Below are 22,869 nucleotides of genomic sequence, written 5' to 3' on the forward strand. Positions count from 1 at the left end.
GTCCTCCTCATGGCAGCAACCGGAGAAGCGTCAATGATACGCCAATCCGGGCCCAGCTTGTGCAAATAAATAAGACAGCAATGCTGTCCTAAATTTATGACAGAAATCCGACCGATGGACAAGACCGATTCACAAAAAACTTTCGTGATCTGCGACATAAAATTTCAAAACTTTTGCCCGATATGAAGCTTTCCTACGCGGCCGCCCTGCAAAAAGTTGGCATTACGGACTCCACGAGATCGGACCTTGCCAACCCCTATCCGGATCGCCAAAGGTCGCCTCATCTCACACGCTCATACGGACATCATCATATGCATTTCGCTTCTGACAATTGGGCAGGCGCTCATCCGGCCATTGCCGCGAACCTCTCGCATCAGGCCGCAGGATACAGCGCAGCCTACGGCGACGGCGAACTCGACCATGCGGTCTATCGGCGTTTCAGCGAAATTTTCGAGCGCGAGGTGGCTGTGTTCTTCGTCGCCACTGGCACTGCGGCCAACACGCTTTCCCTTGCTGCCTGCAACAAGACGGGTGGCATAGCCTTCTGCCACCGCGAAGCGCATCTGATCGAGGACGAATGCGGGGCGGCGGAGTACCTGACCGGCGGTTCCCGGCTTTTCCCGGTGGGTGGCGCACTGGGAAGGATGGATGCCGGCAGTCTCGAAAGGGCGCTTGCCCGCTTTGTGCCCGAATTCGTTCATGCGGGCCGGCCGATGGCGGTGTCCCTAACCCAGTCCACCGAGATCGGCACCGTCTATAGCCTCGACCAGATCGATGAAATTGCCTCATTGGCGAAAAAGCACGACCTGCCACTGCACATGGATGGCGCGCGCTTTGCCAATGCGCTGGTTTCGTTGGGAACGACGCCCGCCGAAATGACCTGGAAGCGCGGCGTCGACATCCTCTCTTTCGGCGGCACCAAGAATGGCTGCTGGTGCGCGGAGGCGATCGTTCTTTTCGATCTCGATCGAGCGAAGGAGCTTTCGTTCCTGCGCAAGCGCGCAGCTCAGCTCTTTTCGAAATCACGTTTCATCGCCGCTCAGTTCGACGCTTATCTCGACGGCGGCCTGTGGCTGGAAAGCGCACGTCACGCCAACACCATGGCGACGCGCCTCGCCAGTGCCATCGAAGCTTCGCGGGTCGCACAACTCGCCTGGCAGCCGCAAGCCAACGAGGTGTTCGCCATCATCGGCAAATCGCAAGCCGACCGGCTGCAGGCGGCAGGCGCGCATTTCCACGATTGGCATATGCCGCACGGCTTTGCCGGTTCCATCACCGAAGACGAAGCCCTCTACCGGTTCGTCACGTCCTTTGCGACGACAGCCGAAGACGTCGAGCGCTTCGGCAAACTGATCTAATAAAAAAGGCGGTGCGGTCATCCCGCACCGCCTTCCTTCTCGGGAGGATGAGAAGGTCAGTTCGCGGTTTTAGCCTCGATCTGCTTGGATTTGACCGGTGCCGCAGTGATGGCGATCTTGCGCGGTTTCAGTTCCTCGGGAACGTTGCGCTTGAGGTCGACATAAAGCAGGCCGTTCTTCAACGTCGCGCCCTCGACATCGACATGCTCGGCAAGCTGGAACCGGCGCTCGAAGCTACGGCTGGCGATACCGCGGAAAAGCAGTTCGGCTCCGTCGTCCTCGCTCTCGTCCTTGCGTTCACCCTTGATGGTCAACACGTTGCGATGGGCTTCGATCGAAATCTCGTCATCCGAGAAGCCGGCCACCGCGACCGAGATGCGATAGGCGTTCTCGCCTGTCTTTTCGATGTTGTAGGGCGGATAAGTCTGGCCGCCGTCAGGCTGGGCAAGCGAGTCCAGCATTGTGAAAAGGCGGTCGAAACCAACGGTCGAGCGATAGAGTGGGGAAAAATCGACATGACGCATGATGTGTTCTCCTGTTGAGCAACAAGTTTGCGTTATGGCCCGGTACGAAACCCGTATGGCGTCCCGGTTGGACCAACGGCCCCTTATTGGCGACCGCATCCATCATCTGGGGACCGTCAAAACCGCTTTCAAGGCCTTTTGGGTCACTCGTTTTCGAATGAACGGCGGATGAACAGCGACTTCGGCCATCATTCAGCCTGGCCATCATAGGATTGCAGCAACAACGGAAAAAGCGGTGCAACCGCGCCGCAGAAAGGCGAACCGGGTGTAACGTCCCTTCCTCCCGGATCGACAGGGGCTGGAGGCTGTTCGCAGCTTCCAGCCTCGCCTGCCATACGCCGCACTCCGCTGGCTTTGCTTTTGCCCTGATTATCTCTATCACCATGCAGGGCCGGCCCGTTTGCCGGTACGATATGCCAGCCAGGGCACTGCATGACGGACCTGTTCCACGAAATCCCGGACAATCCTGTCCCCGAGCATGCCAATGGCGGTTATCTGACAGCCACCGACGGCAAGCGGCTTCGCTATGCCTGTTTTGCTGCGTCCAGCCGACCGATCAGGGGTACGGTGCTCCTGCTCACCGGGCGCAACGAATGCATCGAAAAATATTTCGAGACCATCCGCAATCTGACAGAACGCGGGTTCGGCGTCGCGGTCTTCGATTGGCGGGGCCAGGGCGGCTCCGACCGGCTTCTGCGCAATGTCGAACGCGGTTATGTGAAGAGCTTTCCCGATTACACCCGCGATCTGGATCAGTTTTTTGGCGAGATCGTCCTGCCCGATTGTCGCGGCCCCTATTACGTGCTGGCCCATTCATCCGGCGCCCTGATCGCTCTGCTTGCGGCGCGCTCCATGGTCAACCGCGTCCGCCGCATGGTGCTGATTGCGCCGTTTCTGGCGCTCCCCGGCCAGCCTGTTTCGATGAAGACGGTGGGTCGCGTGGCGCGGCTGTTATGCTGGCTGGGGCTTGGCCGGCTCTATGTCACCGGTGGGCCGCGCGCGCGACAAAAGGTTACCTTCGAGACGAACAAAGTCACGTCCGATGCAGCGCGCTACAGGCGCAATCGGCTGATCTACGAAACGTTCCCCCAGCTTGCACTCGGTGGGCCGACACTGCGCTGGCTGCGCGGCGCCTGCGAGGCGGCAATTGCCGTCTGCGAACCGAACTTCATGGCCGCCAACAATATTCCAACACTGGTGGTCGCGGCCGGGGCGGACCAGGTCGTCTCGACCAAGGCCATCGAGGACTATGCACGCCACCTGCGGCTAGGCGGGTTGGTGACCATCGATGGCGCCCGCCACGAGATCCTGCAGGAAGCCGATCTTTATCGTGAACAGTTCCTCGCCGCCTTCGACGCCTTCATTCCAGGCTCCGACGCAGAGACGCCATAGGTCAGCGCAGTTCGGCCATCGCGGCGGCATGAAGCTCAGGCGTCGCGGCAGCCAGTATATCGCCACCCTTTTCAGCCGGTCCTCCGTTGAAAGTGGTGACGATGCCGCCCGCCTTTTCAATGATCGGAATGAGCGCGACAATATCGTAGGGCTTCAATCCGGGATCGACGACGATATCGACATGGCCTGCCGCCAGCATGGCGAAGGCATAGCAGTCCGTGCCGTAGCGGGCCAACCGGGCCTTGCTCTCGAGCCGGTCATAGAGGTCTCGCAACGGCCCTTCGAACAGGGCTGGCGTGGTGGTGAACAGCGTCGCCTCGGCAAGGCTGGTCGTGTTGCGGGTGGCAAGTTTGCGTGCGCCGCCCGGCCCCTCGTAATACGCGCCGGAAGCATTGGCATAAAATAATTCGCCGGTGAATGGCTGCGACATCATGCCGGCGACGGCATCGCCATCCTCGACCAGCCCGACCAGCGTGCCCCATACCGGCAGGCCGGAGATAAAAGCGCGCGTGCCATCGATAGGGTCGATTACCCAGACGTGGCTGCTGTCCAGATTCTCGCTGCCATGTTCTTCGCCCAGAATGCCATGATCGGGGAATTCGGCGCCAATCACCTGGCGGATCGCCAGTTCCGCCTGCCGATCGGCTTCCGTTACCGGATCGAAACTGTCCGTCAGTTTGTTGACGACCGCGCCCTCACTGCGAAAGCGCGGCAGGGTTTCGGCCGCGGCCGCTTCGGCAAGCCGCCGCATGAAGTCTCTGGATATGTCCATGATATCTCCTGAACGGCACAACGACCAGTCGAGCATCGAAAGCATTCAGCGCTGTCTTAGCAATGCAGCCGGCGGCCTGTCACCTGCGACTTCGCGCGCGGCGCTTACTCCGCCGCAAGCGGCAGCCCTAGCAGATGATGGTCGGGCAAGGCCATCAGATCAGCCGAAAAGCGCGTCAGATCTTCCAACAGAGCGCCAAAACCTGCTTTCTTCTCGAAGGTACGCTCATCCATATAAAGCCCGCGATTGACCTCGATCTGCAAGGCATGGAGATTGCGCGCCGGACGGCCATAATGCTCGGTTATGAAGCCCCCCGCATAGGGTTTGTTGTGCGCCACGACATAACCCATGGCGGAAAGCAGATCGATGGCATGCGCAGTGAGGGCCGCCGGCGCCGAAATGCCGAAACGATCTCCTATGATGAAATCCGGCTTCAGGCCGCCATCTCCGATCCGCACACTTCCCGGCATCGAATGGCAGTCAACCAGAACGGCAAAGCCGAAGCCGGCATGGGTGCGGGTGAGAAGTCGCTTCAGGGTCTGGTGATAGGGTTTGTAGATCACCTCGATTCGCGAAACGGCTTCGGCCAGCGGCAGCCGACCGGGGTAGATGTCGAGCCCCTCTCCCACCAGCCGCGGAACCGTGCCAAGACCGCCGGCAACGCGAGCGGAGCGAACGTTGCAATAAGACGGCACCGGTTCGCAGAACATGCGCGGATCGAGTTCCCATGGCTCGCGGTTCACATCAAGGTAAGCGCGTGGGAAATTCGCCGCCAGAAGCGGCGCTCCCAGCCCGACCACGCCGCCGAACAATTCATCGACATAACAATCCTCAGAGCGGCGGATCGCTGTCCTGTCCAGCCGCGCCATACCCAGAAAACGTGGGGGATAATAGCGCCCGCTATGCGGCGAATTGAAAATGAACGGCACACGCTGTTCCGCACCTGAGCGAATCTCAAAAGGCGGAACGGTCGAAAAATCTTCGTTTGCCGTCGTCAATGTCCAAAATCCGAAGCACCGGTGCCTTCATAAAACTTGCCATCCTGCTCGCGCCATGTCCAGCGCCGACGCCAGGCAATCGCAGCGGCAAATACGCTCCCCCATCATTCACTTGATCTTTACCCTCACCCATTCATATATCGCATGGTTAACGGGGCGGTGTGAAACGCGCCTCGCGCGGTGAATCGGACGGGAAATATGGCACGCATTCTTCTGGCTGAAGATGACAACGACATGCGTCGCTTTCTGGTCAAGGCGCTGGAGCGCGCCGGCTATCAGGTCAGCGATTTCGACAATGGCGCCAGCGCCTATGAGCGTTTGCGTGAGGAACCCTTCTCGCTGCTGCTCACCGATATCGTCATGCCGGAAATGGACGGCATCGAACTGGCGCGCCGCGCCACCGAAATCGACCCCGATCTCAAGGTAATGTTTATTACCGGCTTCGCCGCGGTTGCCCTCAACCCCGATTCCAACGCCCCTAAGGATGCCAAGGTTCTGTCGAAGCCCTTCCACCTGCGTGACCTCGTCGATGAGGTCGAAAAGATGTTGCAAGCTGCCTGATTGCGGCCATTATCGGCTGGAAATGGCCTAAGGATTCCCGCTTACGCACACGACAGCCACAAAGGCTGACTTTCCCGCTTTGATCTATTGACGCGCCGCATCAAAAATGATGTATGCGCGACGTCGGATGGGCGTGTAGCTCAGCGGGAGAGCACTACGTTGACATCGTAGGGGTCACAGGTTCAATCCCTGTCACGCCCACCATCCATTCAGAAAATTCAGACGCCGGCCACCGCGCATAGGTTTTTCATGCGCGACACGGCAAGTTCGGGGTCGGCAAGCAAGCCGGCCGCGTCGGCCAGACGGAATACCTCGGCGTAATGGCAGATGCCGCGCGCCGACTGCATGCCGCCGACCATGGTGAAATGATCCTGATGGCCGTTGAGCCAGGCCATGTAGACAATGCCGGCCTTGTAATATTCAGTCGGCGCCTCGAAGATCTTGCGCGACAGCGGCACGGTCGGCGCCATCAACCGGTCATAGCCGGCGCGGTCACCGGCACCGAGCCGCGCCAATGCTGCATTGGCCGCCGGAGCAATGGCGTCGAAAATGCCAAGCAGGGCATGGGAGTGCCGTGTTCCGTCGCCCGCGATCAGTTCCGGGTAGTTGAAATCGTCACCCGTAAACATGACAACGCCACCTGGCAGGCGCGCGCGCAGCGCGATTTCCTTGTCGGCGTCGAGCAGCGATATCTTGATCCCCTCGATCTTCGCCGCATGGCGTTCGATAATGGCGACCACGGTGTCCAATGCGGTCTCGAAATCGCCCGCGCCCCAATAGCCTTTCAGCGCGGGATCGAACATTTCGCCCAGCCAGTGCAGGATGACCTTATCGGATGCTTGCGACAGAATGCGATCATAGACACGGGCGTAATCATCAGGGCCTTTGGCAAGCGCGGCCAGCGCACGGCTTGCCATCATGATGGCCTTGCCACCTTGTCCCTCGATAAAGCCGAACTGGTCTTCATAGGCTGCAATCACGTCATCGAGCGACGTCGCCGCGCCGGGTTCCAGATGGTCGGTGCCGACACCTGAAGCGAGATCGGCGCCCTCCACACTGCGCGCCTCGGCAATCGAACGGCGGATCAGTTCCCTGGCATTTTCCCAATCGAAACCCATGCCGCGCTGCGAAGTGTCCATCGCCTCGGCAATGCGAAAGCCCAGCCGCCATAGATGGTGGCGAAATGCCATGGTTCGATCCCAATCGACTGCGGCCGACCGCCAGGGATCAACGGCCTTCAGCGGATCGGCGACGACATGGGCGGCAGCATAGGCGACGCGCGGGAAATGAGCCCCCGGCACGGCCTCCACCGGCGTTCCAATCAGGCGATACAGCCTGCTGCGGCCATCGCTTTCGGGTAGCACGATTTCCATGGAACTCTCCCTTTAACCGAGTCATAAATGGAACGTTCCAATAATTCAACTGAATTGATCCGATGATTATGATTCAGATTCTACCCCTATTCCGTTTGTTTTATTGCATTTCATGCGAGGATAAATTCCGGTTGACGACAGCTTGCTAAATGTTATTAGAACGTTCCAATAAATTGCTAACCCTGGAGGTTTGGGAGGTCATGCGGACCAAGGCGACGATCCTCGACATTGCCCGCGCGGCGGGCGTGTCCAAATCGACGGTCTCGCTGGTTCTCCAGGGCAGCGATCGAATCCGTTCCGAGACCGCCGCAAAGGTGCGCAAGGCGATCGGGGATACCGGCTACGTCTACAATCGCGGCGCTGCCAATCTGCGCAAGCCTCACTCAAATTTTGTCGGCATGGTCATCAACGATCTCACCAACCCGTTCTTCGCCGAAATGGCGGTGGGCATGGAGCGTGTTTTCCAGGCGGCCGGCATCGTGCCCTTCATCGCCAACACCGCCGAAAGCCCCGTACGCCAGGAAGAGGTGTTGAAATCGCTGATGGAGCAAGGTGTCGCCGGACTGATCGTGTCGCCGGCGCGCGGAAGCCAGACGGACGCATTCCAGCGTGTGGAGGCTGCAGGCATCCCGGTGGTTTTCGCCATGCGGCGTCTGCCTGAAAGCCGCATTCCGATCGTTGCGCCTGATAATATCCGCGGCGCTTTCATGGCAACTCGCCACCTGATCGCGAAGGGCCATCGCCGTCTGGCGTTCTTCGGCGGTTCGCTGGAACTGGTGGTCTATCGCGACAGGCTGCAAGGCTTTCAGGAGGCATGTGCCGAGGCAGGCATTCGCGAAGACGCCGTGCTGCTCGTAGAAGGGGAAACCAGCCGCAAGGGCGGCATGGCTTGCCTGAACAGCGCGCTCGCCGCCAGTGAACCGCCCACCGCGGCGCTGTGCTTCAATGACGCCGTTGCCTTCGGCGTTATGCTCGGATTGCGCCAGCACCGGCTGGAGCCGGGGCGCGATTTCGCCGTCGTCGGGTTCGACGATGTGGCGGAGGCTGAACACTATGTCCCGGCATTGACCAGCGTGGCCGTCGATACCGCAAGCCTCGGTGAACGAGCGGCACAAACGGTGCTGAAGATGATCCAATCGCGCACCACACGCGCTGACGACCATATCGGATCGGTCAATCTTGTTGTCAGGGAAAGCTGCGGCCCGACACGGCCGAATGGCAAAACAGCCAAGGGAGAGGCGGCATGACGATACGCTGGGGCCTGATCGGCGCCTCCAATATAGCGCGCGAATACGTTATCGACGCCATCCGCGCAGAGGGCGGCGAAATCGCCGCCGTGATGAGTTCCAACCCGGAGCGTGGAGCCGCCTATGCCAGGGAGAACGGCATCCCGCTCGCCTTCGCGAACCTCGATGACCTGCTCAGCGCGGACATCGACGCGGTCTACATCTCGACAACCAACGAGTTGCATCTTGAGCAGGCATTGGCGGCGGCCAGGGCCGGCAAGCACATATTGTGCGAGAAGCCGCTGGCACTTTCCAGCAATGACGCCCGCAAGATGGTCGTGGCAGCCAGCATCGCGAATGTCGTGCTCGCCACCAATCATCATCTGCGCAATGCCGGGGCACATCGCGCCATGCGTGAGGCCATACGCGCCGGCGCCATCGGCAAACCGGTTGCGGCGCGCGTCTTCCATTCGGTTTATCTGCCCGAGCATCTGCAAGGCTGGCGCCTCAAGGACCCGGCAGCCGGCGGCGGCGTTGTGCTCGACATCACCGTGCACGATGCCGACACTCTGCGCTTCGTGCTTGGCCACGACCCCATCGAGATTTCTGCCTTCACACAAGCCGCCGGCATGGCGGCAAGCGGGCTGGAGGACGGCGCCATGTGTATCTGGCGCTTCAAATCAGGACTGATCGCGCAAAGCCATGAAGGCTTCACCACCAAATTCGCCGAAACCGGCTTCGAGGTGCATGGCACCGAGGGCTCGCTCATCGCCAGCGACGTGATGACGCAAAAGCCGGTCGGCTCCGTCATTTTGCGCACGGCAATTGGCGAAGAGGAATTGCCCCTCGAGCGCGAGAGCCTTTACGGGCGGGCGCTCGGCGCGTTCCACGCCGCAATCCGCGGTGAGGGACAACCGGCAGCAACGGGCGAGGATGGCGTCTGGTCGCTCGCCTGCGCCGAGGCGGCCTTGCAATCGGCGAGGACGGGACGGGCTGTGAAGATCGAGCCAGGCGTTCGAGTGCGCACTTAACGCGCAGGGAATTGTCGAGAACCAAAAATGACCAAACTCATCACCGCCGCTGAAGCCGCCAATCTCATCAAGGACGGCATGACCGTCTCGGTTTCCTCTTCGTCCGGCCTCGGCTGTCCGGATGCGGTGCTGGCCGCCATCGGCGCACGGTTTGAGGCGGAGGGTCATCCACGCGACCTCACCACGCTGCACCCCATCGCCGCCGGCGATATGTGGGGCATCAAGGGTATCGACCATCTGGCCAAGCCCGGCCTTCTGAAGACGGTCCTTGCCGGTTCCTACCCCTCCGGTCCCTCCTCCGCCGAGCCGCCGCTGATCTGGCAGATGATCGCGGACAATAGCGTCGCGGCCTACAATGTGCCGTCCGGCATCATGTTCGACATACATCGCGAGGCGGCGGCCAAGCGCCCCGGCGTGCTCACCAAGGTTGGCCTCGACACTTTCGTCGATCCGCGTCAACAGGGCTGCGCCATGAACGAGGCGGCCAGCGACGCCATCGTTCGCCTGGAAAATTTCGACGGCCAAGAATGGCTGTACTTCCCCGCCATCGTTCCGCAAATCGCCATCATCCGCGCCACCAGCGCCGACGAGCGCGGCAATCTCACCTATGAGCACGAGGGCGCTTATCTCGGCGGGCTCGATCAGGCACTGGCCGCGCGCAACAATGGCGGCATCGTCATCGCGCAAGTCAAGCGCATGGTCGAAAACGGCACGCTGAAGCCGCATGACGTGCGGGTGCCCGGTGTGCTGATCGATCATATCGTGGTCGATCCCGACCAGTTGCAGACCACGCAGACACCCTACGATCCGGCGATCTCCGGCGAGATCTTCCGGCCGCTTTCCACCTTCCGCACCCCGGCACTCGATGTGCAGAAGGCAATTGCGCGCCGCGTGGCCATGGAGTTGCACGATGGTTGGGCGGTCAATATCGGCTTCGGCATCTCGGCCAATGTGCCGCGCATCCTTCTGGAGGAAGGTCAGCACGGCAAGGTCACCTGGGTGATCGAACAGGGCGCCGTCGGTGGCGTGCCGCTGCTCGATTTCAAATTCGGCTGTTCGTCAAACGCCGAGGCCATCGTGCCTTCGCCGTACCAGTTCACTTACTTTCAGGGCGGCGGCTTCGACGCTTCACTGCTCTCCTTCCTGCAGATCGACCGCCATGGCTCGGTCAACGTCTCCAGGCTTGCCGTGCGCCCGCATGTCACCGCCGGCTGCGGCGGCTTCGTGGACATTACGGCACGCGCGAAAAAGATCGTCTTTTCCGGCTTCTTCAATGCCGGCGCCAAGCTGTCGCTGGCCGATGGCCGCATCCGAATCGACAAGGAAGGAAAGGTCCGCAAGATCGTCGATGAGGTCGATCACATCTCCTTCTCCGGCCGCCGCGCCATCGAGCAGGGGCAGGACATCACCTATGTCACCGAGCGCTGCGTAATGAAGCTGGCGCCACAGGGCCTTCTGGTCACGGAAATCGCGCCCGGCATCGACCTTGAGCGCGACGTGCTGGCGCAGGCTGGGACCACATTGGCGGTATCGCCGCATTTGAAGACCATGCCAGCGGCGCTTTATCAGGGTCAGCCGATCGGCATGTCGCTGGATGGAGGCGGCAATGTCTGAACCACTCGTCACCTTCGAAGCCGATGGCGCTATCGGCACGATAACATTGCGCCGAGCGGGCAAGTTCAATGCGCTCGACATACCGATGCTGCGCGCGCTGGAAAACGCATTGCGCGAAGCGGAAGATGCCGATGACGTGCGCGTCATCCTGCTTTGCGGCGAAGGCAAGGGGTTTTGCGCCGGCGGCGACATCGAGGCATGGTCGGGGATGAGCGCCGCCGATTTCCAGGTAAAGTGGGTGCGCTATGGCCACCGCGTCTTCGACCGGCTCGCCCGTCTTCGCCAGCCCACCATCGCCGTGCTTTCCGGTCATGCGCTGGGCGGCGGGCTGGAACTGGCCGCTGCCTGCGATCTGCGCATCGCCGAAACGCAAGTGAAGCTCGGCTTCCCCGAAACCTCACTTGGCGTCGTACCGGGCTGGTCGGGAACGCAACGCGCCGTGCGCCGCTTCGGCGCGCAGGCGGTGCGGCGCATGGCGATCGGTGGCGAAGTCTTCACCGCCGCGCAGGCGCTTTCCCTCGGCATTGTCGATCGTGTGGTGGACACTGGCACGGCACGAAACGAGGCAAAGGAATGGGCCGGAAAAATCGCCCGGCGCGGGCCTCTGGCGACGGAAGCGACCAAGCTGATGATCGCCATTGCCGAAGGCGAGGAAACGGCGTCTTCAACCGAAACATTAGCCAGTGGATTCATTGCATTAACTGGCGATCTCAAGACCGGCGTCGACGCGTTTCGGCGCAAAAACGATCCCGATTTTTCAAGAACTTAGCGGCAGATACGGACTCAGAAAATCACATGAACGCGCCTCTCCAAATCGACATGCCTCCCGAGGCATCTTCCGCCCCGAAAGCCTATAAGCTTCTCATTGGCGGTCGGCAGGTCGATGCCCACGACGGGCGCATCATCGAACGCGTCTCGCCCGGCCACGGCTTTATCGTATCGCGGTACGCGCAGGCCGGCGAAACCGATGTCGAAGCCGCCGTCCAGTCAGCCCACAAGGCCTTCGAGGCCGGCCCATGGCCGCGCATGAAAGCAGTGGAGCGCGCCGCGATCCTGTTGAAAGCCGCCGACCGGATCGAGACTCGGCTGGAGGAAATCGCGCGGCTCGACGCACTGGAATCCGGCAAGCCGATCGCCCAGGCCCGCAGCGAGATCGCCGGGGCGGTGGACATCTGGCGCTATGCCGCCGCCCTTGCCCGCACGCTCAACGGCGAATCCTACGCCAATCTCGGCGATACGATGCTTGGCGTCGTGCTGCGTGAACCGATTGGCGTCGTCTCGATCATCACGCCCTGGAACTTTCCTTTCCTGATCGTCAGTCAGAAATTGCCCTTTGCGCTCGCCGCCGGCTGTACGGCGGTGGTGAAGCCCAGCGAAATGACATCGGCCTCGACCTTTGTGCTCGGTGATATTTTGTTAGAAGCCGGCCTGCCGGCAGGGGTGGTCAACATCGTCGCCGGGTTCGGCAGCGATGTCGGCGCCACCATGGTTTCGCACCCGCTGGTCGAGATGGTGTCCTTTACCGGCTCGACCCGCGTCGGCAAATTGACGATGGCCTCGGCAGCCGCCTCGCTGAAGAAAGTTTCGATGGAACTCGGCGGCAAGAACGGCCAGATCGTGTTTCCCGACGCCGATCTCGAAGCGGCAGCCGACGCGGCCGTCTTCGGCGGGTTCTTCAACGCCGGCGAGTGTTGCAATGCCGGCAGTCGGCTGATCGTCCATGAAGCTATTGCCGCCGAATTCCTCGACGCCGTTCGGGCATTGACCGCGAAGGTCAAGGTGGGCGATCCTCTCGACGATACCACCAAGGTGGGGGCGATGATCTCGGCTGAGCATCTCGACAAGGTGCGGGGTTACATTGGCGAGGCCGCCAAAGCCGGCGTCGTGGTCCACGCCGGCGGGCAGTCACTGCCCGCAGGCAAGGGGGTTTATCTCGACCCCACGATCCTCAGCGGCGTGAAAGCCGATATGGCTGTGGCGCGCGAGGAGGTGTTCGGGCCGGTCCTGTCCATGCTGACTTTTGAATCGATTGAAAAGGCGTTGCACATCGCCAATGACACGCCTTATGGTCTATCGGCCGGGGTGTGGAGCAAGGACATCGACACCTGCATGGCGATAGCGCGCGGGGTGCGCTCCGGAACCGTTTGGGTGAACACGTTCATGGACGGATATCCCGAATTGCCGTTCGGCGGCTACAAGCAGTCCGGTCTCGGCCGCGAACTCGGGAAACGCGCGGTTGAAGACTACACGGAGGAGAAGACAATCCAGTTTCATCGCGGCCCCCGCACTGCAAAGTGGGTCGGCTGAGTTGAGAAGAACCCGGTGGAACCCACCGGCCATGCCAATGCAACAAGGGAGGAAGTTCATGTTGCGTAAACTGCTTATCGGAACCCTGCTGGCCACGGGCCTGACGGCCGGCTATGCCGTAACAACCCAGGCAGCCGGGGAATCGGTCGAGGTCCTGCATTGGTGGACCTCCGGCGGCGAAGCGGCCGCACTCAACGTGCTGAAGAAGAAACTCGAAAGCCAGGGCATCACCTGGAAGGACATGCCCGTTGCCGGCGGCGGTGGCGAGCAGGCGATGGCTGCGCTGCGCGCTCGCGTCACCGCCGGCGATCCGCCTACCGCGGTGCAGGCGCTCGGCTTCGACATCACCGACTGGGCCAAGCAAGGCGTCGTCGGCGATCTGGATTCGGTCGCAGGCAAGGAAGGCTGGGACAAGGTCATTCCCGCCGCGCTACAGAAATTCGCCAAATTTGATGGCAAGTGGATCGCCGCGCCGGTGAACGTCCATTCCACCAACTGGATCTGGATCAACAAGAAGGCGCTCGACGCTGCAGGCGGCAAGGCTCCCGAGACCTGGGACGAACTGATCGCCGTTCTCGACAAGATGAAGGCCAATGGCATCATCCCGATCGTCGGCGGCGGCAACGCCTGGAACGCAGCCACCATGTTCGATTCCATGGTCCTTTCGCTCGGCACCGATTTCTACCAGAAATCGCTGATCGATCTTGACCCGGAGGCACTCGGTTCCGACAAGATGGTCGAAGCCTTCACGCGCCTGTCCAAGCTGCGTTCCTATGTCGATGACAACTTTTCGGGCCGCGAATGGAACCTCGATTCCGCCATGGTCATCGACGGCAAGGCCGGCATGCAGATCATGGGCGACTGGGCCAAGGGCGAGTTCGTCAACGCCGGCAAGAAGCCGGGTGAAGACTTCGTCTGCATCCGCTTCCCCGGCACGCAAGGTGCGGTCACCTTCAACTCCGATATGTTCATGATGTTCAAGGTCGGCAAGGACAAGCAGGCGGCCCAACTCCAGATGGCCTCCGACATCGAGGACCCGGCCTTCCAGTCGTCGTTCAACGTCGTCAAGGGTTCGGCTCCGGCGCGTACCGATGTGCCGGACACCGCTTTCGACGCTTGCGGCAAGAAGGCGATCAAGGATCTCGCGGAAGCCAATGAGAAGGGCACGCTGCTCGGCTCCATGTCGCAGGGTTATGCCAGCCCGGCTGCGATCAAGAACGCCATGTATGACGTGATCACCCGCGAATATAACGGCGATCTCGATCCCAAGGCGGCTGCCGAGGCGCTCGTCGACGCTGTCGCTGCGGCTCAATAAGCCAAAGAAGCCCGTGCCCCGGTGTTGACCGGGGCACATTCCAGCGAACCGGATTATCATCATGGCCGACGCCACCATGACCGCGCCCGGCGCGGTGACTACTGCGAAAACAACGTTACAGGACCTGCTGCCGAAGATCGTGCTGGCGCCCAGCTTCGCCATCATCCTCGTTTTCGTCTATGGCTTCATCATCTTCACCGGCTTTCTCTCCTTTTCCGGCTCGAAACTCCTGCCCGATTTCTCGACATGGGTCGGGTTCGAAAATTACGTGCGCCTGTTCCGGCACCCGAACTGGATCGTCTCACTCCAGAACCTCGCCATCTTCTCGGTGCTCTACATCGTCATCTGCTCGGTGATCGGCCTCGGGCTTGCCATCCTGCTCGACCAGAAGATTCGCGGCGAAGGCTTCCTGCGGCCGATCTACCTCTATCCGATGGCGCTATCCTTCATCGTCACCGGCGTAGCCTGGAAATGGTTTCTCGACCCCGGCATCGGGCTTGAGCACGCCATGCATCAGATTGGCTGGGAAAGCTTTTCCTTCCGCTGGATCAAGGATCGCGATTTCGCCATCTACACCATCGTCATTGCCGCGATCTGGCAGTCGTCCGGCTTTGTGATGGCGATGTTCCTTGCCGGCTTGCGCGGCGTCGACAACGAGATCATCAAAGCCGCCCAGATCGACGGCGCGTCAACATTCATGATCTACCGGCGCATCATCATCCCGCTGATGCGCCCGGTTTTCCTGTCGGCCTTCGTCGTGCTCGCCCACCTTGCCATCAAATCCTACGATCTGGTGGTCGCCATGACGGATGGTGGGCCCGGCACATCAACCTGGACGCCCGCTCTGTTCATGACGAAATTCACCTTCGGCCGCAACGAGATGGGCATGGGCGCGGCATCCGCCATGGTCATGATGATGATGATCTTCGCGATCATCGTGCCCTATCTCTATTCAGAACTCGGAGGGCACAAGAAATGAGCCGGCCTTCCGCCGATGTCGCCACCCGCAACGGCGTTTTTGCCCGCGCCTTCATCTACGCCGTTCTGATCCTGTTTGTGGTCTATTACCTGTTGCCGCTCTACGTGATGCTGGTCAATTCGTTGAAGCCGCTCGACGAAATCCGCAAGGGCAACATGCTGGCGCTGCCGCATGTATGGACGATCGCGCCGTGGCTCGAAGCCTGGTCGACGGCGCAGATCGGCGTACAGCCCATCGGCCTTAAACCCTATTTCCTCAATTCCATCATGATGGTGGTGCCGGCGGTTGCCATCTCGACGCTGCTCGGCGCGCTCAACGGCTATGTGCTGACCAAATGGCGCTTCCGGGGCGACAATGTCGTCTTCGGCATGATGCTGCTGGCCTGCTTCATCCCCTTCCAGATCGTGCTGATCCCCGCCGCGCGTATTCTCGGCCTGCTGGGGCTGGCTGGGTCGGTGCCCGGACTGATCCTCATCCACACCGTCTATGGCCTCGGCTTCACCACCCTGTTCTTCCGCAATTATTACGAGGCCTTCCCGACCGAACTGATACGCGCCGCCCAGATCGACGGCGCCTCATTCTTCCAGATCTTCCGGCGTATCCTCCTCCCGTCCTCGGGACCGATCATCGTCGTCACCGTCATCTGGCAGTTCACCAATATCTGGAACGACTTCCTGTTCGGCTCCTCATTCTCGAGCTTCGACTCCATCCCCATCACGGTGGCGCTGAACAATCTGGTGAACTCGTCCACCGGCGTGAAGGCCTACAACGTCCATTTCGCGGGAGCGATTCTGGCGGCGCTGCCCACCCTCATCGTTTACATCGTCTCCGGACGCTATTTCGTGCGCGGCCTGATGGCCGGCGCCGTGAAGGGATAGCCAATGCCATTTCTCGAAATCGACAATCTCCAAAAATCCTTCGGCGCGACGAAAATCCTCAAGGGCGTCTCGCTGGAAATCGAGGAAGGCGGCTTCCTCGTCCTGGTCGGCCCCTCAGGTTGCGGCAAATCCACTTTGCTCAACACCATTGCCGGCCTGGAGCCGGTCACCGGCGGCGAGATCAGGATCGCCGGCAAGCGGGTCAACGACCTGCATCCGTCGAAGCGTGACATCGCCATGGTGTTCCAGTCCTACGCGCTTTATCCCAATATGACTGTCGGCCAGAACATCGCCTTCGGCATGGAAATCCGGGGGGTCCCGAAGCCCGAGCGCGACAAGGCCATCGCGGATGTCGCCGGCCTGCTGCAGATCGACCATCTGCTGGACCGCAAGCCGAGCCAGCTTTCCGGCGGCCAGCGCCAGCGCGTTGCCATGGGCCGCGCATTGGTGCGCAAGCCGCAGGTGTTCCTCTTCGACGAGCCGCTCTCCAACCTCGATGCCAAGCTCAGGATCGACATGCGCACCGAAATCAAGCGGCTGCATCAGCGCATGGGCACGACAATCGTCTACGTCACGCACGACCAGATCGAGGCGATGACGCTAGCCACCAGGATCGCGGTGCTCAAGGACGGCACCTTGCAGCAGTACGGCACGCCAGCCGAAATCTACAACAACCCGACCAATATCTTCGTCGCCGATTTCATGGGCTCGCCGGCGATGAACCTCATCCCCGCCACCATCGGCATAAACGGCAAGGGCGCAACCGTGGAACTGGCGCGCGACGGCGAAAAGCCGATCTCGCTGCCGCTTGGCAAGGCATCGGACGCGCTTTCGCCCTATCGCGGCAAGCCGGTGACGTTTGGTATCCGCCCCGAGGCCCTGACCGACCCCGACAGTGCCGACCGTGACGCCACTGCCGTCGCCACCGCGGACTGCCATATCGAAGTTGTGGAACCGGCCGGCTCGGACACCTTTGCCGTCACCAATCTCGGCGGCAAGGGCGTGGTCGCGCGTCTGCGCGCCGACGCCCATGTCCAGCCGGGAACCGTGGCGCCGCTTGCCTTCAACCTGACCAAGGCGGTGTTCTTCGATCCCGCGACGGAAATGCGGATCGCCTGAACCAGCCATGACCTCCCCGGATATCGTCATCATCGGCTCCGGCATTGGCGGCGCCACGATTGCTGCCGGTCTGGCCGGAAGCGGTGCCAACATCCTGATCCTGGAACGCGGCGAACCTTTGCCGGTAACGCCGCATGCCCGCGACAGCCGCGCGATTTTCGTGGACGGCCACTACCGTCCAAAGGAGTTTTGGCGTGAGGCCGGCGGCCAGCCCTTCAATCCCGGCAACTACTACTACGTCGGCGGCAATTCAAAATTCTACGGCGCGGTACTGATCCGCTACCGTAGGGAAGATTTCGCCGAACTGGAGCATTTCGGCGGGCTCTCTCCCGCTTGGCCCTTTCCCTACGAAGAACTGGAGCCATGGTACTCTAGGGCCGAGCAGCTTTTCCGGGTGCGCGGTGCGCTGGGCGACGACCCGACCGAGCCTTTCCACTCGACCCCCTACCCTTTCGATCCGGTACCGGACGAACCTGCCATCGCGCGTGCCCGCTCCGAACTGCAAGACCTCGGCCTGCATCCCGCCTCGCTGCCGCTTGGTGTCGACATAGACGCCTGGCTGAAGGACGGCAAGACGCCGTGGGACGCCTTTCCCAATACCGGCGAAGGCAAGGTCGATGCCCAGAGCGGCCCGCTGACGGCAGCTCTTGTCGACAAAAACATCCGGCTTGAAACCGGCGCTTATGTCGAGCATCTGGAGGTGTCGCCGGATGGCAGTGCCATCGTCGCGATTCATTACCGGCAGGGTAATGAATTGAAGGTCGTCACACCCCGACTGGTCATCCTCTCCGCCGGTGCCATCAATTCCGCCGCGATCCTGCTGCGCTCGCCCTCCCCTGCCGGCAAAGGCCTTGCCAACTCGTCCGATCATGTCGGCCGCAATTTCATGAATCACAATTCCAGCGCGATGCTGGCCATCGACCCCCGCCGGCGCAACGACAGCGTCTATCAGAAAACCCTGATGCTGAACGACTACTACCTTTCCGACGGCAAGGGCGGCAGGCCACTCGGCAATGTCCAGCTACTCGGCAAGATCGACGGCAACATCCTCAAGGCCAATGTGAACTGGGCACCGAAATTCGCCACCGATTTCATGGCCGGCCACGCCATCGACTGGTATCTGATGTGCGAGGATCTGCCCGATCCTGAAAGCCGCGTCATGGTCGATGGCAAGGGCATCGTGCTGCAATGGCACCGCTCCAACATGGAGGCGCTGGCCGGCCTAACCAAAGTCATGCGCGAGAATTTCCGCGCCTGCGGCTACCCGATCGTGCTGTCACGGCCATTCGACAAGCGCACGCCCTCGCACCAGTGCGGCACAGTGCGCATGGGCAGCGACCCGGCAGCCGCGCCGCTCGATCCCTGGTGCCGGTCGTTCGACCACCAGAACCTGTTTGTCGTCGATGGCGGTTTCCTACCGACCTCAGCTGCCGTCAATCCGGCATTGACCATCGCCGCGCAGGCGCTGCGGGTTGCCGATCATATTCGCAAGACGGAACTCAGCTCATGACCCGCCCCGTCGCCATAGTCACTGGCGGAGCGCGCGGCATCGGCCTTGCCTGCGCCGAGGCTCTGGCCGAAGCCGGCTTCGATATTCTTCTTGCCGATCTGGCCACACCGCCAGCCGAAGGTTTGCATGCCCGTATCGAAAAGCGTGGCGCCGCCTTCGGCTACGCCTCCTGCGATATCGCCGATCTGGCGACACATGAGCGGCTGGTTGCCGCCGCGCTGGAAAAATTCGGCCGCATCGATTGCCTCGTCAACAATGCCGGTATCGGCGCAGTAGAGCGCGGCGATCTGCTGGACCTGAAGCCGGAGAATTTCGACCGGATCGTTTCGGTCAACCTGCGCGGCACGGTCTTTCTCAGCCAATCCGTTGCCAAGGCGATGCTGGCAACGCCCACCGACCACCCGAAGTCGGTCGTCACCATCACCTCGGTCAGCGCCGAAATGGCGTCACCGGAGCGGCCCGACTACTGCGTTTCCAAGGCCGGCCTTTCCATGTGGGTGAAGAATCTGGCGTTGCGGCTTGCACCCGAAAACATCGGCGTGTTCGAGGTCCGCCCCGGCATCGTTCGAACCGACATGACCGCCGGGGTCGCGCACAAATACGACGCCCTGATCGAAAGCGGGCTGGTGCCGGCAAGACGCTGGGGCGAGCCGGCCGATATCGGCGCGGCGGTGGCTGCCCTCGCTTCCGGCAAACTCGGCTTCGCCACCGGCTCGATCGTCAATCTCGACGGCGCACTTTCCGTGCCCAGACTATGAGCAAGATCATGACCGATTTCATCATTGTCGGCGCCGGACCAGCCGGCTGCGTGCTGGCCAACCGGCTTTCCGAAGATCCCGCCAACAAGGTGCTGCTGCTGGAGGCCGGCGGCAAGGACTGGCATCCGCTGATCCACATGCCCGCCGGCTTTGCCAAGATGACCAAGGGCATCGCCTCCTGGGGCTGGTCCACCGTGCCGCAGAAACACATGAACGACCGCGTCTTCTGGTACACGCAGGCCAAGGTACTGGGCGGCGGTTCCTCCATCAACGCGCAGATCTACACGCGCGGCAATGCCCGCGATTACGACGCCTGGGAACACGAGGAAGGGCTTGCCGGCTGGGGTTATCGCGACGTGCTGCCCTATTTCAAGCGCGCCGAAGACAACCAGCGTTTTTCCAACGACTATCACGGTGACGCCGGCCCGCTCGGTGTCTCCAACCCGATCGCGCCGCTGCCGATCTGCGAGGCTTATTTCCGCGCGGCCCAGCAATTGGGCATTCCCTTCAACCCGGATTTCAACGGCGCGAGCCAGGAAGGCGTCGGCTATTACCAGTTGACCCAGAAGGACGCCCGCCGCTCGTCGGCCTCCGTCGCCTATCTGAAGCCGATCCGCGACCGGAAAAATCTCACGGTGAAAACCGGTATTATGGTCACGCGCGTTGTCGTGGAAAACGGCCGTGCCGTCGGCGTCGAGATCGTGGACAAGCCAGGCAGCCGTCCGCAAATCCTGCATGCCGAGCGCGAAATCATCGTTTCCTCCGGCACCATCGGCTCGCCGAAGCTGCTGATGCAATCCGGTATCGGCCCCGCCGATCATCTGAAGTCGGTCGGCATCGCCCCGGTCCACGACCTGCCCGGCGTCGGCTCCAACATGCAGGACCATCTCGACCTGTTCGTGATCTGCGAATGCACCGGCGATCACACCTACGACAATTACGCAAAACTGCACCGCACCGCCTGGGCCGGCCTCCAGTATCTGCTGCTGAAAAAGGGGCCGGCAGCCTCCTCGCTGTTCGAGACCGGCGGCTTCTGGTATGCCGATCCGACCGCCGCCTCGCCGGATATCCAATTCCATCTCGGTCTCGGCTCCGGCATCGAGGCCGGCGTGGAGAAGCTGAACAATCCCGGTGTCACGCTCAACTCCGCCTATCTCAGGCCGCGCTCACGCGGCACGGTGCGGTTGGCCAGCGCCGACCCTGCCGCCATGCCGCTGATCGACCCGAATTACTGGGCCGATCCGCATGACAAGGCAATGGCGATCAAGGGGCTGCGCCTTGCCCGCGAGATCATGCGCCAGCAGGCGCTGAAACCCTATGTGCTGCGCGAGGTGCTGCCGGGCGAGCGGTTAGACACCGACGACGAGTTGTTCGACTACGCCTGCCGTTCGGCCAAGACCGATCATCATCCGGTCGGCACCTGCCGCATGGGCCATGGCGAGGACGCGGTGGTAACGCCCGAACTGAAGGTGCGCGGCATCGACGCCTTGCGCGTTTGCGATGCCTCGGTGATGCCGCGCGTGCCGTCGTCCAACACCAATGCACCGACCATCATGGTGGGCGAAAAGGGCGCCGACATCATCCTTGGTCGCGAGCCGCTGCCGCCGGCGGTCTTTTCGGGCAATCGCGCGGCCTGAAGGTCAGCTCATCCTCAGCGCGATCATGCCGACGACGATGGAGAGCGCCGCCGCACCGCGCCAGCCGGTCATTTTTTCGCCGAGCGCGAAGACCGAGATCGCCATGGCGAACAGGATGGAAGTCTCGCGCAACGAGGCGACCGTGGCGATGGGCGCCTTCGTCATCGCCCACATGACGATGCCGTAGGCGGCGGCGCTCAAGAACCCGGTAACGAAACCGACCTGCCATTCCTTCGCCAGCGTGGTCATCAGCCGCCGGCCACGATAGGCGAAACCGATCGTGGTGGCGAACAGACCGTCGCATACGAACATCCACGCCGCATAGCTGACCGGCGTGCTGGCAAGGCGCGCGCCGATGCCGTCGCAAAGCGTATAGCTTGCTATGAACAGCGAGGTGAGCAGTGCGTAGGACACGGCCTTGCCGTTCAGCTTGCCGATATCTCCCCCGCCGCGCAGTGACATCAGGAATGTGCCCGCCGAAAGCAGCAGGATGCCGACAAGCGCCAGCGGCGCCGGCACCTCCGCCACCAGCACGATGCCGCCCACCGTGGTGAGCAGTGGCGCGGTGCCGCGCGCCAGCGGATAGGTCTGGGCCATGTCGCCCACCTCATAGGCGCGCACCAGATAGAGCCGGTAGCCAATGTGAATAACGAGCGAGGCGATGATCCATGGCCAGGCAGCCAGGCCCGGCATGGGCACGAAAGGCAGCACCGGCAAAGAACAGACGGTCATGCCGAGCGTGGTGAGCGTGATCGAGGCAAAGCGATCGGTCCTGATCTTGATCAGCGCGTTCCACGATGCATGCATGATGGCCGCGGCCAGCACGGCGATGAACACCAAAGGCGTCATGACCACATCATTCCCTTGCCGGAGAGCGGCCCGACGGGCCAGGGCCGCATGCCATATGGGATATGGAAGGTTTTCACGATTAACCGGCTCACTTTCGAGGTCCGGCACTACCCTGTCAAAGCCAGACCCGCAATGGCGGCGCCAAGATTGTCTTGTGGACCAGAAATTTGGCGCGTTTCACCGCTGCCACGCTGCCTTCGGCCCTGGCCATTTCAAAGAACGGACCTTTCGAGGTGAAAGGTCGGGAAGCGGGCGCGGGGCCGTACCTCCTAAGTTCAATTATATGGCACGGTTGTCCGCGCCCGCCGGCGTTTCTACCCTTGCCTTTCCCGGCCCATCGCCCATTTGCGGGCGCGAGCATCTCAGGTCCGGTTCGGGCCGGGCGGTTCCGTTCACTGTTACGGATAACGCACCCGGCGCCACACTTGCCTGGATGCTCGAGTGTGCACACCCGTTCCCGCTGGCAAGCTGCTGAGACGGATTATGCGGGAAGGATGGCGGGTGTGGATAAAGCGGGAGAAGAAAATCGTCGTTAACGGGGCAAGCGCCTGATTGGCAACGGATCTATTCTTATCGGCTGCGGCAGACGACAAATTTCCATCCACGCGAACTGGAGCCGCCCTCGTGGTTCGAGGCTCCGCTTCGCTGCGCACCTCACCATGAGGGCT

Annotated in this window: 20 protein-coding genes and 1 tRNA gene; 16 read left to right on the plus strand and 5 right to left on the minus strand. The window is 61.6% G+C overall.

Annotation, left to right across the window (positions count from 1 at the left end):
• Positions 1-311: 311 nt before the first annotated feature.
• Positions 312-1,358 (plus strand): threonine aldolase family protein, encoded by a 1,047-nt coding sequence (locus BFN67_RS03500; protein ID WP_080918251.1) that lies wholly within the window; start codon positions 312-314, stop codon positions 1,356-1,358.
• A 56-nt stretch (positions 1,359-1,414) separates the two neighbouring features.
• On the opposite strand, the gene BFN67_RS03505 is transcribed toward BFN67_RS03500, so the two are convergent.
• On the minus strand, positions 1,415-1,882 hold the full coding sequence (locus BFN67_RS03505) for an Hsp20 family protein (RefSeq protein ID WP_080918215.1): 468 nt from the start codon (positions 1,880-1,882) through the stop codon (positions 1,415-1,417).
• Positions 1,883-2,314: 432 nt separating this feature from the next.
• Between BFN67_RS03505 and BFN67_RS03510 the strand changes: the two genes are divergently transcribed.
• Positions 2,315-3,274 (plus strand): alpha/beta fold hydrolase, encoded by a 960-nt coding sequence (locus tag BFN67_RS03510; RefSeq protein WP_080918216.1) that lies wholly within the window; start codon positions 2,315-2,317, stop codon positions 3,272-3,274.
• Position 3,275: 1 nt separating this feature from the next.
• Here the strand turns inward: BFN67_RS03510 and hisN are convergent, their stop codons facing one another.
• Both hisN and BFN67_RS03520 read right to left on the minus strand, forming a co-directional pair.
• Positions 3,276-4,046: a histidinol-phosphatase gene (gene hisN / locus BFN67_RS03515; RefSeq protein ID WP_080918252.1), complete on the minus strand. Its 771-nt coding sequence runs from the start codon at positions 4,044-4,046 to the stop codon at positions 3,276-3,278.
• A 104-nt stretch (positions 4,047-4,150) separates the two neighbouring features.
• Positions 4,151-5,044, minus strand: coding sequence for an N-formylglutamate amidohydrolase (locus tag BFN67_RS03520; RefSeq protein WP_080918217.1), 894 nt, complete (start codon positions 5,042-5,044; stop codon positions 4,151-4,153).
• Positions 5,045-5,242: 198 nt separating this feature from the next.
• Between BFN67_RS03520 and cpdR the strand changes: the two genes are divergently transcribed.
• Complete coding sequence (cpdR, locus tag BFN67_RS03525; protein WP_080918218.1) at positions 5,243-5,605, plus strand: cell cycle two-component system response regulator CpdR; 363 nt, start codon at positions 5,243-5,245, stop codon at positions 5,603-5,605.
• A gap of 129 nt (positions 5,606-5,734) precedes the next feature.
• Positions 5,735-5,809: transfer RNA gene (locus tag BFN67_RS03530), tRNA-Val, on the plus strand.
• 14 nt (positions 5,810-5,823) lie between these two features.
• Here the strand turns inward: BFN67_RS03530 and BFN67_RS03535 are convergent.
• Positions 5,824-6,978 (minus strand): dihydrodipicolinate synthase family protein, encoded by a 1,155-nt coding sequence (locus BFN67_RS03535; protein WP_080918219.1) that lies wholly within the window; start codon positions 6,976-6,978, stop codon positions 5,824-5,826.
• A gap of 200 nt (positions 6,979-7,178) precedes the next feature.
• Between BFN67_RS03535 and BFN67_RS03540 the strand changes: the two genes are divergently transcribed.
• The 12 genes from BFN67_RS03540 (at position 7,179) to BFN67_RS03595 (ending at position 21,352) form a co-directional block, all read left to right on the plus strand.
• Complete coding sequence (locus tag BFN67_RS03540) at positions 7,179-8,225, plus strand: LacI family DNA-binding transcriptional regulator (protein ID WP_080918220.1); 1,047 nt, start codon at positions 7,179-7,181, stop codon at positions 8,223-8,225.
• Positions 8,222-9,235 carry a Gfo/Idh/MocA family protein gene (locus BFN67_RS03545; protein ID WP_080918221.1) on the plus strand — a complete coding sequence of 338 codons (1,014 nt, stop codon included), beginning with the start codon at positions 8,222-8,224 and terminating at the stop codon, positions 9,233-9,235. Before BFN67_RS03540 ends, BFN67_RS03545 begins: the two co-directional genes overlap by 4 nt.
• A gap of 27 nt (positions 9,236-9,262) precedes the next feature.
• A complete protein-coding gene (locus tag BFN67_RS03550; RefSeq protein ID WP_080918222.1) occupies positions 9,263-10,849 on the plus strand; it encodes an acyl CoA:acetate/3-ketoacid CoA transferase in 1,587 nt (528 codons plus the stop codon).
• Positions 10,842-11,618, plus strand: coding sequence for an enoyl-CoA hydratase/isomerase family protein (locus BFN67_RS03555; RefSeq protein ID WP_080918253.1), 777 nt, complete (start codon positions 10,842-10,844; stop codon positions 11,616-11,618). Before BFN67_RS03550 ends, BFN67_RS03555 begins: the two co-directional genes overlap by 8 nt.
• Positions 11,619-11,644: 26 nt before the next feature.
• Entirely contained in the window at positions 11,645-13,156 is a 1,512-nt protein-coding gene (locus tag BFN67_RS03560) for an aldehyde dehydrogenase family protein (RefSeq protein WP_080918223.1), read from the plus strand.
• Positions 13,157-13,214: 58 nt separating this feature from the next.
• Complete coding sequence (locus tag BFN67_RS03565; protein ID WP_139789009.1) at positions 13,215-14,471, plus strand: ABC transporter substrate-binding protein; 1,257 nt, start codon at positions 13,215-13,217, stop codon at positions 14,469-14,471.
• A 61-nt stretch (positions 14,472-14,532) separates the two neighbouring features.
• Positions 14,533-15,450: a carbohydrate ABC transporter permease gene (locus tag BFN67_RS03570; protein WP_080918224.1), complete on the plus strand. Its 918-nt coding sequence runs from the start codon at positions 14,533-14,535 to the stop codon at positions 15,448-15,450.
• Positions 15,447-16,328, plus strand: a complete 882-nt coding sequence (locus BFN67_RS03575; protein WP_080918225.1) for a carbohydrate ABC transporter permease — start codon at positions 15,447-15,449, stop codon at positions 16,326-16,328. Before BFN67_RS03570 ends, BFN67_RS03575 begins: the two co-directional genes overlap by 4 nt.
• A 3-nt stretch (positions 16,329-16,331) precedes the next feature.
• Complete coding sequence (locus tag BFN67_RS03580) at positions 16,332-17,447, plus strand: ABC transporter ATP-binding protein (protein ID WP_080918226.1); 1,116 nt, start codon at positions 16,332-16,334, stop codon at positions 17,445-17,447.
• A gap of 7 nt (positions 17,448-17,454) precedes the next feature.
• On the plus strand, positions 17,455-18,957 hold the full coding sequence (locus tag BFN67_RS03585) for a GMC oxidoreductase (RefSeq protein WP_080918227.1): 1,503 nt from the start codon (positions 17,455-17,457) through the stop codon (positions 18,955-18,957).
• On the plus strand, positions 18,954-19,715 hold the full coding sequence (locus BFN67_RS03590; protein ID WP_080918228.1) for a 3-ketoacyl-ACP reductase: 762 nt from the start codon (positions 18,954-18,956) through the stop codon (positions 19,713-19,715). The genes BFN67_RS03585 and BFN67_RS03590 overlap by 4 nt, the downstream gene beginning before the upstream one ends.
• Before the next feature lie 8 nt (positions 19,716-19,723).
• Positions 19,724-21,352, plus strand: coding sequence for a GMC family oxidoreductase (locus BFN67_RS03595; protein ID WP_080918255.1), 1,629 nt, complete (start codon positions 19,724-19,726; stop codon positions 21,350-21,352).
• 3 nt (positions 21,353-21,355) lie between these two features.
• On the opposite strand, the gene BFN67_RS03600 is transcribed toward BFN67_RS03595, so the two are convergent.
• Positions 21,356-22,201 (minus strand): EamA family transporter, encoded by an 846-nt coding sequence (locus BFN67_RS03600; protein WP_080918229.1) that lies wholly within the window; start codon positions 22,199-22,201, stop codon positions 21,356-21,358.
• Between the last annotated feature and the right edge of the window lie 668 nt (positions 22,202-22,869).

The sequence above is a fragment of the Manganibacter manganicus genome (genome assembly GCF_002075885.1).
GTDB classification, from domain to species: Bacteria; Pseudomonadota; Alphaproteobacteria; order Rhizobiales; family Rhizobiaceae; genus Mesorhizobium; species Mesorhizobium manganicum.

Excerpts from the sequence above, each read along its gene's own strand:
- BFN67_RS03500 (WP_080918251.1), top strand. The coding sequence starts at position 312 with ATGCATTTCGCTTCTGACAATTGGGCAGGCGCTCATCCGGCCATTGCC.
- BFN67_RS03505 (WP_080918215.1), bottom strand. The coding sequence starts at position 1,882 with ATGCGTCATGTCGATTTTTCCCCACTCTATCGCTCGACCGTTGGTTTC.
- BFN67_RS03510 (WP_080918216.1), top strand. The coding sequence starts at position 2,315 with ATGACGGACCTGTTCCACGAAATCCCGGACAATCCTGTCCCCGAGCAT.
- hisN (WP_080918252.1), bottom strand. The coding sequence starts at position 4,046 with ATGGACATATCCAGAGACTTCATGCGGCGGCTTGCCGAAGCGGCCGCG.
- cpdR (WP_080918218.1), top strand. The coding sequence starts at position 5,243 with ATGGCACGCATTCTTCTGGCTGAAGATGACAACGACATGCGTCGCTTT.
- BFN67_RS03535 (WP_080918219.1), bottom strand. The coding sequence starts at position 6,978 with ATGGAAATCGTGCTACCCGAAAGCGATGGCCGCAGCAGGCTGTATCGC.
- BFN67_RS03540 (WP_080918220.1), top strand. The coding sequence starts at position 7,179 with ATGCGGACCAAGGCGACGATCCTCGACATTGCCCGCGCGGCGGGCGTG.
- BFN67_RS03545 (WP_080918221.1), top strand. The coding sequence starts at position 8,222 with ATGACGATACGCTGGGGCCTGATCGGCGCCTCCAATATAGCGCGCGAA.
- BFN67_RS03550 (WP_080918222.1), top strand. The coding sequence starts at position 9,263 with ATGACCAAACTCATCACCGCCGCTGAAGCCGCCAATCTCATCAAGGAC.
- BFN67_RS03555 (WP_080918253.1), top strand. The coding sequence starts at position 10,842 with ATGTCTGAACCACTCGTCACCTTCGAAGCCGATGGCGCTATCGGCACG.
- BFN67_RS03560 (WP_080918223.1), top strand. The coding sequence starts at position 11,645 with ATGAACGCGCCTCTCCAAATCGACATGCCTCCCGAGGCATCTTCCGCC.
- BFN67_RS03565 (WP_139789009.1), top strand. The coding sequence starts at position 13,215 with ATGTTGCGTAAACTGCTTATCGGAACCCTGCTGGCCACGGGCCTGACG.
- BFN67_RS03570 (WP_080918224.1), top strand. The coding sequence starts at position 14,533 with ATGGCCGACGCCACCATGACCGCGCCCGGCGCGGTGACTACTGCGAAA.
- BFN67_RS03575 (WP_080918225.1), top strand. The coding sequence starts at position 15,447 with ATGAGCCGGCCTTCCGCCGATGTCGCCACCCGCAACGGCGTTTTTGCC.
- BFN67_RS03580 (WP_080918226.1), top strand. The coding sequence starts at position 16,332 with ATGCCATTTCTCGAAATCGACAATCTCCAAAAATCCTTCGGCGCGACG.
- BFN67_RS03585 (WP_080918227.1), top strand. The coding sequence starts at position 17,455 with ATGACCTCCCCGGATATCGTCATCATCGGCTCCGGCATTGGCGGCGCC.
- BFN67_RS03590 (WP_080918228.1), top strand. The coding sequence starts at position 18,954 with ATGACCCGCCCCGTCGCCATAGTCACTGGCGGAGCGCGCGGCATCGGC.
- BFN67_RS03595 (WP_080918255.1), top strand. The coding sequence starts at position 19,724 with ATGACCGATTTCATCATTGTCGGCGCCGGACCAGCCGGCTGCGTGCTG.
- BFN67_RS03600 (WP_080918229.1), bottom strand. The coding sequence starts at position 22,201 with ATGACGCCTTTGGTGTTCATCGCCGTGCTGGCCGCGGCCATCATGCAT.